We start from the raw sequence: 12,934 nt of genomic DNA, 5'->3' as shown, positions 1-12,934 counted from the left end.
CGGTTTTTTTCTAAATTTGTCAAAATGCTGATTTTAGGGTATAATAGTTGCTGTTCGAGAAATTTTGATTTTCAAAGAATAGTGAATGATGATAAGGAGAAACCATGAACAACCTACCAAATTGCCCACAATGTAACTCAGAGTATGTCTACGAAGACGGTACCCTACTGGTTTGCCCAGAGTGTGCTCATGAGTGGAATCCTGCTGAAGTTGCAGAAGTAGAAGAAGGTCTTGTCGCTATCGATGCCAACGGAAATAAATTGGCTGACGGTGATACTGTTACCCTCATCAAGGACTTGAAAGTAAAAGGTGCGCCAAAAGATTTGAAACAAGGGACGCGCGTGAAAAATATCCGCATCGTAGAAGGCGACCACAATATCGACTGTAAGATTGATGGCTTCGGTGCCATGAAACTCAAATCAGAGTTTGTGAAGAAGATTTAAGTATGTCAAAACACTATAAATTTGTATTTTATAGCCGTATCTTCTTGTTTCTAGCGGCTTTTACGGGAGTTTACCTTGAAATTACCAAGCATGGTGGTTTTGGGATGCTTCTCTATTACACGGTTTTGTCCAACCTCTTGGTAACTATTTTTACCCTCTATCTTCTAAAGGTTATGAGCCGTGTAGGTGAAAACTGGCAAAGACCAAGTCTCTTACGCTTAAAAGGTGGGGTCACCATGAGTATCATGATTACCTGTGTGATTTACCATTTCCTATTAGCGCCTATTGCGACTAATTTCTATACTCTGGAAAATTTCCTTTGCCACTATATCGTTCCCCTTTGGTTTTTAGCAGATACCCTCTTTTTTGATAAACAGGGTCAATACAAGATTTGGGATCCAGTTGTGTGGACGATTTTACCCTTGCTGTATATGATTTTTGCTCTTTTTAATGGCTTGGTTTTAAAACTCAATATTCCAAATGCCAAGGATAATCCTTTCCCTTACTTCTTTTTGAATGTGAACAAGGGTTGGGATGTCGTATTCAAGTGGTGTCTGATTATCTTTGTTGCCTATATGGTGGCAGGATTTATCTTCTACTTTATTAAGCAAATCAAGAAAAAGTCATCCTAAGACACAAGGGATTCATTTTCGAGTTTAAGAAGGAGTCTATACACTAAAGAGGCTTCTTCTTTTCTTGCTTTTTTGACAACTATCAAAAGAGACAGAAGATTAAGAGAAATATAGAAAGAGATTTCATGAAACAATTTTTAGAACGGGCCAGTATTTTGGCTCTCTCACTCGTTTTGATTACATCCTTTTCCATCTCGAGTGCCCTGCCAGCCATGTTTGACTATTATCAAGGTTATCCTAAGGAACAAATTGAGCTCTTGGCGAGCTTGCCTTCCTTTGGGATCATGATGATGTTACTACTAAATGGTTTCTTAGAAAAAATATTTCCTGAGCGATTACAGATTAGTTTGGGATTGTTGATTTTATCACTGAGTGGAACAGCACCCTTTTGGTATCAAGCCTATCCCTTTGTCTTTGGAACTCGGATTCTTTTTGGTTTGGGTCTCGGGATGATCAATGCCAAGGCCATTTCCATTATCAGTGAACGTTATCAAGGAAAAACACGAATTCAGATGCTAGGGTTACGCGGTTCTGCAGAGGTCGTTGGAGCTTCTCTCATTACCTTGGCAGTCGGTCAGTTGTTGGCCTTCGGTTGGACAGCTACCTTCCTAGCTTATAGTGCTGGATTTTTGGTGCTGACCCTTTATCTGCTCTTTGTCCCTTATGGAAAAGAAAAGAAAGAAGTCAAGAAAAAAGCGAAGGAAGCAAGTCGCTTAACTCGAGAAATGAAAGGCTTGATTTTTACCCTAGCTATTGAAGCGGCAGTTGTAGTTTGTACCAACACGGCTATTACTATCCGTATTCCAAGTTTGATGGTGGAAAGAGGACTTGGAGATGCCCAGTTATCTAGTTTTGTTCTTAGTGTCATGCAGTTAATCGGGATTGTGGCTGGTGTGAGTTTTTCTTTCTTGATTTCTATCTTTAAAGAGAAACTGCTCCTCTGGTCTGGTATTACCTTCGGCTTAGGTCAAATTGTAATTGCTTTGTCTCCATCCTTGTGGGTGGTAGTGGCAGGAAGTATTCTGGCTGGTTTTGCTTACAGTGTAGCCTTGACGACGGTCTTTCAACTTGTCTCTGAACGAATTCCAGCTAAACTCCTCAATCAAGCAACTTCATTTGCAGTTTTAGGCTGTAGTTTCGGAGCCTTTACGACCCCATTTGTTCTAGGTGCAATTGGGTTACTAACTCACAATGGTATGTTGGTCTTTGCCATTTTAGGCTCATGGTTGATTGTAACCTCTATCTTTGTCATGTACCTACTTCAAAAGAGAGCTTAGGATTGGTTTCCTAAGTTTTTCTTTTTGTGAATTTTGTACCCAGACAATTATAGATTTTATACCTTGTTACTAGACTAATTTCTTGATAAAATAGAAGTTATGACGAGATATAAAGCAACTATTTCCTATGATGGTTACGCCTTTGCTGGTTTTCAGCGCCAGCCTCATGCTCGGAGCGTTCAGGAAGAAATTGAAAAAACCTTGACGAGACTCAATAAAGGGCAAGCCATTACTGTTCACGGTGCTGGTAGGACTGATAGTGGGGTTCATGCTTTGGGACAGGTGCTTCATTTTGACCTACCTTATCAGATGGATGAGGAGAAGCTCCGTTTTGCTTTGGACACCCAGTCTCCTGAAGATATCGATGTGATTTCAATTGAGCTTGTGGCAGATGATTTTCATTGCCGTTATGCCAAGCACAGTAAGACCTATGAGTTTATCGTGGATAGGGGCCGTCCCAAAAATCCCATGCGCCGTCACTATGCCACTCACTTTCCCTACCCACTCGATGTGGAACGCATGCAGATTGCAATCAAAAAGCTAGAAGGAACCCATGATTTTACCGGTTTTACAGCCTCTGGGACTAGTGTAGAGGATAAGGTTCGCACCATCACAGAAGCTAGTCTCAGGGTTGATGAGACAGGCCAGTTTTTGACCTTTACCTTTTCAGGAAATGGTTTCTTGTATAAGCAGATTCGCAATATGGTGGGGACACTGCTCAAAATCGGCAACAACCGTATGCCAGTAGAGCGGATTGATCTCATCTTGGAGAAGAAGGACAGGCAGCTTGCAGGTCCCACTGCAGCACCAAATGGTTTATATTTAAAGGAGATTCGTTATGAAGAATAATCGTATTTTAGCACTTTCTGGAAATGATATTTTTAGTGGTGGTGGTTTGTCCGCGGATTTGGCTACCTATACCTTGAACGGCTTGCATGGCTTTGTAGCAGTGACTTGTTTGACAGCCTTGACAGAAAAAGGATTTGAAGTCTTTCCAACTGATGATACCATTTTTCAACATGAATTAGATAGCTTGCGTGATGTGGAATTTGCAGGGATTAAGATTGGTCTTCTACCAACTGTCAGTGTGGCTGAGAAGACCTTGGACTTTATCAAGCAACGCCCAGGAGTGCCTGTGGTTCTGGATCCTGTCTTGGTCTGCAAGGAAACGCACGACGTAGCAGTTAGTGAACTCTGTCAAGAATTGATTCGCTTTTTCCCTCATGTCAGAGTGATTACGCCTAATCTTCCTGAAGCAGAATTACTAGCAGATCAAGAGATTAAAACCCTTGAAGACATGAAAACTGCAGCGCAGAAATTACATGACTTAGGAGCGCCAGCAGTCATTATCAAGGGGGGCAGTCGCCTTAGTCAGGACAAGGCTGTAGATGTCTTTTATGATGGACAAACCTTTACAGTCCTAGAAAATCCCGTTATTCAAGGGCAAAATGCTGGCGCAGGTTGTACCTTTGCCTCAAGCATTGCAAGTCACTTGGTTAAAGGTGATGAACTTTTGCCAGCAGTAGAAAGCTCTAAGGCTTTCGTTTATCGTGCTATTGCACAAGCAGATCAGTATGGAGTAAGACAATATGAAGCAAACCAAAACAACTAAAATCGCCCTTGTATCCCTATTAACCGCCCTCTCTGTGGTTCTAGGTTATTTCTTAAAAATCCCGACACCGACAGGCATTCTAACTCTTTTAGATGCGGGTGTCTTCTTTGCGGCCTTTTACTTTGGTAGTCGTGAAGGGGCTGTAGTCGGAGGACTAGCAGGTTTCTTGATTGACCTCTTATCAGGCTACCCTCAGTGGATGTTCTTTAGCTTGGTCAACCATGGCTTGCAGGGATTTTTTGCAGGATTTAAAGGAAAAACTCAGTGGTTAGGCCTCGTTTTGGCAACTATTGTTATGGTTGGGGGTTACGCCTTGGGTTCTACTTTGATGAATGGCTGGGCAGCAGCCCTACCAGAGATCCTACCAAATTTCATGCAAAATATGGTAGGGATGATTGTAGGATTTATCCTTAGTCAAAGTATTAAGAAGATTAAGTAAAGAGGATGTGGAGAAAGTCCTAAAAATCAGAAAAAACGCATAGTATCAGGTGTTGAAACCTTGATACTATGCGTTTTATTGTGGGAAGATTTTATACTCTTCAAAAATCTCTTCAAACCGCGTCAACGTCGCCTTGTCGTAGATATGGTTACTGACTTCGTCAGTTCTATCCACAACCTCAAAACAGTGTTTTGAGCTGACTTCATCAGTCTTATCTACAACCTCAAAACAGTGTTTTGAGCAACCTGCGGCTAGTTTCCTAGTTTGCTCTTTGATTTTCATTGAGTATTAGATGAATATTAATCAAAATAAAGCAAGTCTTTGCTGGTGCTTGTAAAGAGGTCAAAGCCATCCTTGGTAACAACACCGCAGTCTTCGATACGGACACCGACTTTACCAGGGATATAGATACCTGGTTCAACAGAGAAGCACATGCCTTCTTCGATAACCAAGTCATTTCCTTCCATGATAGAAGGGAATTCGTGGACATCCATACCGATACCGTGACCGAGACGGTGGTTGAAGTACTCGCCGTAACCAGCTTTTTCGATGACCTCACGGGCAGCGCGATCCACTTCATGGGCAGTCACCCCTGGCTTGATAAAGTTAAGAGCAGCTTGTTGGGCTTCAAGAGTCAAGTTGTAAATGTCTTTCTTGAATTGGTCAGGTTTGCCGACTGCGACTGTACGAGTCATATCTGACGCATAGCCGTTGACCAGAACACCCAGGTCAAAGAGGAGAAGAGCATCATTTTCAACCTTGTTTGCTGCTGGAATACCGTGTGGATTTGCAGCATTATCACCTGTCAAGACCATGGTGTCAAAGCTCATTTCATAGCCTTCACGTTTCATGGCAAAGTCAATTTGGGCAATAATATCTGTCTCAGTTTTATCAAGAGAAATATTATCAAAACCAACCTTAACAGCCTTGTCCGCATAGAGACCTGCAACCATCATTTTTTGCACTTCGTCAGCTGATTTGATGAGGCGCATGCGTTGGATACGAGGAGTGAGATTGTCAAACTCAGCAGTTTCAAAAACTGTTTTCAAGCCATGGTATTTGGTCAAGATGAGATTGTCAAACTCAACAGCTACACGTTTGAAACCAAGCTGTGGAAGAGCATGTTTCATTTTTTGCCATGGATTTTCAGAATCCACATAGCCTACAACTGGGAAAGAGACAGTGCTACTTGCACGCTCAACCTCAAGGGCTGGGACAAAGAGGAGGGGTTCCTGATCCGCTAGGACAAAAAGGAACATTTGACGTTCATGGGGATCACTGTAAAAGCCAGTGAGGTAATTGATTGTGACGGGGTCAGATACGACAGCGACGTCTAGTTTTTCTGATTCAAGATATGTTACGATTTGTTGTAATTTAGACATATGCTACCTTCTTTCTACCCCTCTATTTTGGCAAAAAAAGAGAGAAAATGCAAGGGAGAAGGGTAAAAGAAAAGACAAAAAGAACTCCGACAAGATAACGGAGTTCTTTGATATCATTTTCCTTTGTTTAAGAAAAGTCAGCTTTGCTTTTGACGTCGCTGTATTCTTCAGCGATTTCTTGGCTGAGAATGTCCTCATAGGCAGGGAGTTGGATGTCCTGACCATATTTCTTCTTGAGGGCAGTAGTGACTAGGCGATAAGCTAGATTGGCATTACGAGAGAGGATAGGCCCGTGGAAGTAGGAACCAAAGACATTCTTATAATGAACCCCTTCGCCGACTTTTTCTTCGTTATTTCCATTTCCATAGACAACCTGTCCCAGTGGTTTTTGGTCATTTGAGAGGAAGGTACGACCCTGGTGATTTTCAAAGCCATAGTAGGTTTCATTGAAATCTTCATTGTGAATCTTGATGTCACCGATAAAACGGTTATTGGTCTGGTTGAGCGTGTAGTGGCCCATGACCCCTAGCCCTTCGATGCGTTTGCCTGAAGCTTCAACATAATATTGCCCCAATAGTTGGAAACCACCACAGATAGCCAGAACTACACCGTCGTTTTGGATGTAGTTGTCAATGCTTTCTTTTTTGGCAGGTAGGTCGTCTGCAATAATACTTTGTTCAAAGTCTTGACCGCCACCGAAAAAGGCAATGTCGTAGTGATTTTCATCAAAGTCATCATGGAGAGAAACGATGTCAACCGTCACATGGGCTCCCAGCTTTTCAGCCACATACTTGAGCATGAGGATGTTTCCATTGTCCCCGTAGGTATTCATGAGGTTACCGTAGAGGTGGGCAATGTTGAGCTGATAGGGGTAATTGCCAGCTTTTGAGGAAAGTGAAGTATAAACCATTAGTTCATCTCCTTTCTAACAATCTGACGACTAGCCAGCAGTTCGCGAAATTCCAGCATAGCAGTATAGGTAGCTAGGATATAGGCATGCTTGCAGTCTTGGTTTTCAATTGTTTTAAGAACTTGCTCCAGACTACTTGTTTCAGTGATTTTATCAGCTGGATAGCCTGTCACTCGGAGTCGACGTGCGATTTCAGAATGGCGAACACCACCAGCGTTGATTTCGGGAATGTCCATCTCAGTGATTTGTTCAAAATCAGCATCCCAGATCCAGCTAGTATCAATTCCATCTGCATAGTTGGCATTTAGGAAGACAGATAGGCTAAATGGATAAGGTGCTAGTTTAATCATCTCGATAGCTTGGGTTGCACCGACTGGATTTTTAATCAAGACGAGGGTACATTCCTTGTCACCGATATGGAAGGTTTCTTGGCGTCCAAAGACTGCACGGCTCTTATCAAATCCCTGCTTGATGAGTTGTGAATCTGCACCAAGGAAACGGGCGATAGCAACCGCAGCTAGGGCGTTGTAGATATTGTAAAGACCACCGATTTGAATACCGTATTCTTGACCGTCAATGACAAAGCGTGAGCGATTGTTGGTCAACTCAACCAAGTCTGTCAAGCGATAGTCCAGATCAGGACGTTTACATCCACAGCCTTCACAGATATAGGCACCCAAATTTGCATAGGTATTATGCTCATATTTGAGGATTCCTTGGCAGTCAGGACAGAGAATCCCTTCGGTATTGTAGTGAGCCAGCTGGGCTGGACCTTTCTCCAAGTCAAAACCAAAATACTCTACAGGATTTGGAATAGCTGGTTTGTAGAAAAGTGGACTGTCTCCATTAAGGAGAACAGTAGCCGTAGGCACCTTACGAATAGCGTCCAAAATCATCTTGTAAGTTGTGTAAATCTCACCATAGCGATCCATCTGGTCACGGAAGATATTAGTGATGACGAAGAGACTTGGCTGGATGTAGTCACAGATACGAGATAGGCTGGCTTCATCAATTTCTAAGACGGCAATATTTTTTCCAGTTTTAGACGATTTGGCAGTCAGGAAAGTTGTTGCAATCCCTGTAATCATATTGGCACCGCTTGGGTTGGTCAGAACTTGACCATAAACTTCTTTTAAAATGCCAACAGTGAGGGCAGTTGTCAGGGTTTTTCCATTTGTTCCAGTGACCACGACAATCTCGTAGTTCTTAGCTAGGTTTTGTAAAATATCTTTATCAAATTGAAGGGCAAGTTTTCCTGGGAGCGTACTTCCACGGCCAAGACGGCTTAAAACGAAGTGGGAAGAGCGCCCAGCAATAAGGCCCAAAGTAGTTTTTAAGTTCATGTTTCTATTATATCACAAAAGAGTGAAAAGACAGATTTGGTGTTTCGCAGAAGCAAAAACAGCCCAAAGAGGGCTGTTCGATACGATCAAATCTCAACTTAAATCGCAAACAAGTCATTCAAGTTCTCAGCCAAGGTTGGGTGAGTGAAGATTTGTTTTGTGAAGTAAGTATAAGGAATCTTGTTGTCCATAGCAACAGTAATGATGTTGATGATTTCTTGAGAACCTTCTGAGAAGATGCTTGCTCCAAGAATTTCTTTTGTTTCAGTATTCACAACAGCTTTGAAAGCTCCGCGAAGGTCTCCATTTACGTGACCACGAGGCATGGCTGCAACAGGGATTTCTTTCACTGCGTATGGAAGTTTCAAATCAGCTGCTTGGCTTTCAGTTAAACCAACTTGTGAAAGGGCAGGTGTGATAAACATGGTGTTTGGTACATTGAGACGGTCTTCAAGAGTGTAGCTGCCATCTCCAGCAAGGTAGCTGTAGACAACACGGAAGTCATCAAGTGAAATGTAAGTAAATTGAAGGCCACCGTTGACATCTCCAACTGCAAAGACACCAGGAACGTTTGTTTGACAGTGTTTGTCTACTTTAATAGCGCCACGTTCAGTTAGTTCAATATCTGTATTTTCAAGTTGAAGTGGTTCTACATTTGGTTTGCGTCCAGTTGCGTAGAGAAGGGCATCGAAACGGTAAGTTTCGTTTTCAGTCACGACAAGGACTTGGTCACCGTCGTTTTTGATTTCAGTAGTATGGATATTTTGAAGCAATTCAATACCGTCTTCTTCCATATATTGTTTAGCAAGAGCTGCGATGGAAGGTTCTGCACGAGGTAGGAAAGTATCCAAGGCATCTAGGACTGTGACCTTGCTTCCAAGTTTGTTGTAAAGGCCAGCAAATTCAAGACCGATATTTCCGCCACCAAGGACTCCAAGTTTTTCAGGCAACTTGTCCAAGTTTTGGATCCCTGTTGAGTCAAAGACGTTTTTGCTTGTAGCAAGTCCAGGGATTGGCAAGACGTTTGAAACAGCACCAGTGTTGATGACGATTGTTTCAGCAGTCAGTTCTTTCTTTTCATCACCAGCTTGGATTTCGATGACTTTATTTGAAAGGAAGTGAGCTTCCGCATCAAAGATATCCACGCCTGTACCAGCAACAGTCGCATAGTTTTTACCGTTGAGGCGACCAGTGATAGTATTTTTGGTAGCAATGACTTCTTCAAAAGACAAGCCCTTCTCAGCAGCAACTAGCAAAGTCTTAGTTGGGATACAACCGATGTTGATACAAGTTCCACCGTACATAGCTTTGCTACGTTCAACGAGGGCAACTTTTTTGCCAGCTGAAGCCAATTTACCAGCTAGTGTTTTACCAGCCTTACCAAATCCGATAACGATTAAATCATAAGTTAACATTTAGAGTTCCTCCTATTCGAATTACATTCTAGCACAAGAAAAAAACTTTTGCACAATTCTGCTACGAAAAAGACAGAAAAAAATAAAAACGCTTTCCAGACAAAAAGCTAGTAATTTTTTGACAAGCTTGATAAACTAAAATCCTATCTATTTTTATATAAGATAGAATAAATGTTCGAAAATAGGAGGTTTTATGAAATCGAATCGTTATATTATTGCCTTTGCTGGGGTCATTTTACACTTAATGCTGGGTTCGACTTATGCTTGGAGTGTTTATCGTAACCCTATTATTGAAAAAACGGGATGGGATCAGGCTTCTGTTGCCTTTGCCTTTAGTCTAGCAATCTTTTGTTTAGGCTTATCGGCTGCATTTATGGGGCGTTTGGTAGAAAAATTTGGTCCGAGAGTCATGGGGAGTCTATCTGCTTTTCTATACGCAGGTGGAAATATCTTAACAGGATTTGCAATAGACCGTCAGGAACTGTGGTTGTTGTATCTGGCTTACGGCATTTTAGGTGGGCTTGGTTTGGGAGCAGGCTATATTACCCCTGTGTCAACGATTATAAAATGGTTTCCTGATAAACGTGGTCTCGCAACAGGTTTAGCGATTATGGGGTTTGGTTTTGCTTCTTTATTGACTAGTCCCATAGCGCAACATCTCATCGCAGGGATAGGGCTTGTAGAAACTTTTTATATTTTAGGTGCAAGTTACTTTATTATCATGCTCCTAGCTTCACAATTCATTAAGCGTCCAAATGAGCAAGAGCTTGCAATTTTATCTGCTTCAGGGAAAGAAAAAACAGCCTCTTTGACGCAAGGAATGGCTGCAAATCAGGCTCTGAAAAGCAATCGGTTTTATATACTTTGGATTATTTTCTTTATCAACATAGCTTGTGGTTTAGGCTTAATTTCAGCGGCATCGCCAATGGCACAGGAGATGGCTGGCTTGTCTACAAGTCATGCAGCAGTAATGGTGGGCGTTTTAGGGATTTTCAATGGATTTGGTCGCTTGCTCTGGGCGAGCTTATCTGACTATATCGGTCGCCCCCTAACCTTTAGTATATTACTGCTTGTCAATCTTTTCTTTTCTCTCTCACTTTGGCTCTTTACAGATTCCGTTTTATTTGTAGTCGCTATGTCTATTTTGATGACTTGCTATGGAGCTGGTTTTTCATTGATTCCAGCTTATCTCAGTGATATTTTTGGAACCAAGGAATTGGCCGCTCTGCATGGTTATATTTTAACAGCTTGGGCAATGGCTGGTTTAGCAGGACCTATTTTATTAGCAGAGACTTATAAAATGGCTCATTCTTACACACAAACCTTGTTCGTTTTTATCATTTTATATAGTATCGCCTTGGCTTTGTCTTATTATCTAGGTCGTTCCATCAAAAAGGAAAGCCAAAAACCGCTTACATGATTTTCTAGAGAAATTAGGCTATCTTTTGCTCTGGTCTTGTGTTATACTAGATGGGTTGCAAAGAAAACAGTACTTTTCTTTTGTGGAAAAGAAGCAACACGATTTTGTATCCAGTATATGAAAATACGTCATAAAAAGAAAAGTATACACTAAGCCCTATAGGGTGGCTTCGCACCACCTTTAGAAAGAAGAATAACGTGAAATTTAATGAATTAAACTTGTCTGCTGATTTGCTAGCAGAGATTGAAAAAGCTGGTTTTGTAGAAGCCAGTCCGATCCAAGAACAAACCATTCCTTTGGCCCTTGAAGGCAAGGACGTTATCGGTCAAGCTCAGACTGGTACAGGAAAAACTGCAGCTTTTGGCTTGCCTACTCTTGAAAAAATCCGTACAGAAGAAGCGACCATCCAAGCCTTGGTCATCGCTCCAACTCGTGAACTCGCTGTCCAAAGTCAAGAAGAACTATTCCGCTTTGGTCGTAGTAAGGGAGTCAAAGTTCGCTCAGTATATGGCGGATCAAGCATTGAAAAACAAATTAAGGCTCTTAAATCTGGTGCCCATATCGTGGTGGGAACACCTGGTCGTCTCTTGGACTTGATTAAACGCAAGGCCTTGAAATTACAAGATATTGAAACTCTCATCCTTGACGAAGCAGATGAAATGCTCAACATGGGCTTCCTTGAAGATATCGAAGCCATCATTTCTCGTGTTCCTGAAAACCGTCAAACCTTACTTTTCTCAGCAACTATGCCAGATGCTATCAAACGTATCGGTGTTCAGTTTATGAAAGAACCTGAGCATGTGAAGATTGCGGCTAAGGAATTGACAACAGAATTGGTTGACCAGTACTATATCCGAGTTAAGGAACAAGAAAAATTTGATACCATGACTCGTCTTATGGATGTGGAACAACCAGAACTTGCTATCGTATTTGGTCGTACTAAACGCCGTGTAGATGAATTGACTCGTGGTCTTAAAATCCGTGGTTTCCGTGCCGAAGGAATTCATGGTGACCTGGACCAAAACAAACGTCTGCGTGTCCTTCGTGACTTTAAAAATGGCAATCTTGATGTTTTGGTTGCGACAGACGTTGCTGCGCGTGGTTTGGATATTTCAGGTGTGACTCATGTCTATAACTACGATATTCCACAAGATCCTGAAAGTTATGTTCACCGTATTGGTCGTACAGGTCGTGCTGGTAAGTCAGGTCAGTCTATTACTTTCGTATCACCAAATGAAATGGGTTACCTCCAAATCATTGAAAACTTGACTAAGAAACGCATGAAAGGTCTCAAACCTGCAAGTGCAGAAGAAGCCTTCCAAGCTAAAAAGCAAGTAGCTCTTAAGAAAATCGAACGTGATTTTGCAGATGAAACCATTCGTGCCAACTTTGAGAAATTTGGCAAGGATGCTCGTAAACTAGCTGCCGAATTTACTCCAGAAGAATTGGCAATGTATATTTTGAGTCTGACTGTTCAAGACCCAGATAGCCTTCCAGAAGTGGAGATTGCGCGTGAAAAACCACTGCCATTTAAACCATCCGGTAATGGCTTCGGTGGTAAAGCTAAGGGAGGTCGTCGTGGAGATGACCGTCGTGATAATCGCCGTGGAGACAACCGTCGTGGTGGCCGCCGTGATGATTTCAAAAAAGGAAGTCGTGGCAACGATCGTTTTGATAAGGAAAAACGTTACCGTAAGGATAATAAAAAACCACGCACTACTTCAAGCGAAAAGCAAACAGGCTTTGTTATTCGTAACAAGGGCGATAAATAGGAAAAAGCGGTTCAAAATGAATCGCTTTTTTATATAAGGAGACCGAATGTGAAAAAAGATAAATAAAATTGTTGTATTATCTTTTTATAATGTTATGATACACAAAAACAGGCAACTTGTCAATAGAAAAGGAACAATTTAATTAAAAATATTCTGGTTTTTAAAAATGGTAAATTCCCAAACTAAGTTCCACCGCTAGTAGAAGTGGAAGTTAATCTGATAAAAATTGTAAAAACCAGTGGAAATCCATGTCAGGGTAAGTTCCACTGGTTTTACTAATGCTTGATTT

Annotated in this window: 13 protein-coding genes; 8 read left to right on the top strand and 5 right to left on the bottom strand. The window is 41.7% G+C overall.

Annotated features, from left to right (window positions below):
* Positions 1 to 104 precede the first annotated feature (104 nt).
* The 6 genes from OC529_RS00065 (at position 105) to OC529_RS00040 (ending at position 4,403) form a co-directional block, all read left to right on the top strand.
* Positions 105 to 443 (top strand): zinc ribbon domain-containing protein YjdM, encoded by a 339-nt coding sequence (locus OC529_RS00065; protein ID WP_262081226.1) that lies wholly within the window; start codon positions 105 to 107, stop codon positions 441 to 443.
* A 2-nt stretch (positions 444 to 445) separates the two neighbouring features.
* Positions 446 to 1,075 carry a Pr6Pr family membrane protein gene (locus OC529_RS00060; protein ID WP_262081225.1) on the top strand — a complete coding sequence of 210 codons (630 nt, stop codon included), beginning with the start codon at positions 446 to 448 and terminating at the stop codon, positions 1,073 to 1,075.
* 125 nt (positions 1,076 to 1,200) lie between these two features.
* Positions 1,201 to 2,352, top strand: a complete 1,152-nt coding sequence (locus tag OC529_RS00055; protein WP_261061101.1) for an MFS transporter — start codon at positions 1,201 to 1,203, stop codon at positions 2,350 to 2,352.
* A gap of 99 nt (positions 2,353 to 2,451) precedes the next feature.
* A complete protein-coding gene (gene truA, locus OC529_RS00050) occupies positions 2,452 to 3,201 on the top strand; it encodes a tRNA pseudouridine(38-40) synthase TruA (RefSeq protein ID WP_173270206.1) in 750 nt (249 codons plus the stop codon).
* Positions 3,191 to 3,964: a bifunctional hydroxymethylpyrimidine kinase/phosphomethylpyrimidine kinase gene (locus OC529_RS00045; RefSeq protein ID WP_173270203.1), complete on the top strand. Its 774-nt coding sequence runs from the start codon at positions 3,191 to 3,193 to the stop codon at positions 3,962 to 3,964. The genes truA and OC529_RS00045 overlap by 11 nt, the downstream gene beginning before the upstream one ends.
* A complete protein-coding gene (locus OC529_RS00040; RefSeq protein WP_173270201.1) occupies positions 3,942 to 4,403 on the top strand; it encodes an ECF transporter S component in 462 nt (153 codons plus the stop codon). Before OC529_RS00045 ends, OC529_RS00040 begins: the two co-directional genes overlap by 23 nt.
* 75 nt (positions 4,404 to 4,478) lie before the next feature.
* Here OC529_RS00040 and OC529_RS00035 read toward each other — a convergent pair whose 3' ends face one another.
* From OC529_RS00035 to OC529_RS00015, 5 genes are all read right to left on the bottom strand, one after another.
* Complete coding sequence (locus tag OC529_RS00035) at positions 4,479 to 4,685, bottom strand: hypothetical protein (protein WP_112443985.1); 207 nt, start codon at positions 4,683 to 4,685, stop codon at positions 4,479 to 4,481.
* Between the two features lie 17 nt (positions 4,686 to 4,702).
* On the bottom strand, positions 4,703 to 5,785 hold the full coding sequence (locus OC529_RS00030; protein ID WP_262081224.1) for a M24 family metallopeptidase: 1,083 nt from the start codon (positions 5,783 to 5,785) through the stop codon (positions 4,703 to 4,705).
* A 127-nt stretch (positions 5,786 to 5,912) separates the two neighbouring features.
* Complete coding sequence (gatD, locus tag OC529_RS00025; RefSeq protein ID WP_262081223.1) at positions 5,913 to 6,695, bottom strand: lipid II isoglutaminyl synthase subunit GatD; 783 nt, start codon at positions 6,693 to 6,695, stop codon at positions 5,913 to 5,915.
* Positions 6,695 to 8,038 (bottom strand): lipid II isoglutaminyl synthase subunit MurT, encoded by a 1,344-nt coding sequence (gene murT, locus OC529_RS00020; protein ID WP_262081222.1) that lies wholly within the window; start codon positions 8,036 to 8,038, stop codon positions 6,695 to 6,697. Before murT ends, gatD begins: the two co-directional genes overlap by 1 nt.
* Before the next feature lie 98 nt (positions 8,039 to 8,136).
* Positions 8,137 to 9,453: an FAD-containing oxidoreductase gene (locus OC529_RS00015; RefSeq protein ID WP_000958960.1), complete on the bottom strand. Its 1,317-nt coding sequence runs from the start codon at positions 9,451 to 9,453 to the stop codon at positions 8,137 to 8,139.
* 193 nt (positions 9,454 to 9,646) lie between these two features.
* Between OC529_RS00015 and OC529_RS00010 the strand changes: the two genes are divergently transcribed.
* Both OC529_RS00010 and OC529_RS00005 read left to right on the top strand, forming a co-directional pair.
* On the top strand, positions 9,647 to 10,873 hold the full coding sequence (locus OC529_RS00010; protein ID WP_000841581.1) for an OFA family MFS transporter: 1,227 nt from the start codon (positions 9,647 to 9,649) through the stop codon (positions 10,871 to 10,873).
* Positions 10,874 to 11,070: 197 nt separating this feature from the next.
* On the top strand, positions 11,071 to 12,645 hold the full coding sequence (locus tag OC529_RS00005; protein WP_173234677.1) for a DEAD/DEAH box helicase: 1,575 nt from the start codon (positions 11,071 to 11,073) through the stop codon (positions 12,643 to 12,645).
* Positions 12,646 to 12,934: the final 289 nt, after the last annotated feature.

The organism is Streptococcus sp. Marseille-Q5855, assembly GCF_946901985.1.
Taxonomy (GTDB): domain Bacteria; phylum Bacillota; class Bacilli; order Lactobacillales; family Streptococcaceae; genus Streptococcus.
Note: the sequence above shows the minus strand (reverse complement) of the source record. Positions and strands in the feature narration are given on the sequence as shown.

Bases quoted from the DNA above. Each gene is read 5' to 3' on its own strand.
- OC529_RS00065 (WP_262081226.1), top strand. From the start codon at position 105: ATGAACAACCTACCAAATTGCCCACAATGTAACTCAGAGTATGTCTAC.
- OC529_RS00060 (WP_262081225.1), top strand. From the start codon at position 446: ATGTCAAAACACTATAAATTTGTATTTTATAGCCGTATCTTCTTGTTT.
- OC529_RS00055 (WP_261061101.1), top strand. From the start codon at position 1,201: ATGAAACAATTTTTAGAACGGGCCAGTATTTTGGCTCTCTCACTCGTT.
- truA (WP_173270206.1), top strand. From the start codon at position 2,452: ATGACGAGATATAAAGCAACTATTTCCTATGATGGTTACGCCTTTGCT.
- OC529_RS00045 (WP_173270203.1), top strand. From the start codon at position 3,191: ATGAAGAATAATCGTATTTTAGCACTTTCTGGAAATGATATTTTTAGT.
- OC529_RS00040 (WP_173270201.1), top strand. From the start codon at position 3,942: ATGAAGCAAACCAAAACAACTAAAATCGCCCTTGTATCCCTATTAACC.
- OC529_RS00035 (WP_112443985.1), bottom strand. From the start codon at position 4,685: ATGAAAATCAAAGAGCAAACTAGGAAACTAGCCGCAGGTTGCTCAAAA.
- OC529_RS00030 (WP_262081224.1), bottom strand. From the start codon at position 5,785: ATGTCTAAATTACAACAAATCGTAACATATCTTGAATCAGAAAAACTA.
- gatD (WP_262081223.1), bottom strand. From the start codon at position 6,695: ATGGTTTATACTTCACTTTCCTCAAAAGCTGGCAATTACCCCTATCAG.
- murT (WP_262081222.1), bottom strand. From the start codon at position 8,038: ATGAACTTAAAAACTACTTTGGGCCTTATTGCTGGGCGCTCTTCCCAC.
- OC529_RS00015 (WP_000958960.1), bottom strand. From the start codon at position 9,453: ATGTTAACTTATGATTTAATCGTTATCGGATTTGGTAAGGCTGGTAAA.
- OC529_RS00010 (WP_000841581.1), top strand. From the start codon at position 9,647: ATGAAATCGAATCGTTATATTATTGCCTTTGCTGGGGTCATTTTACAC.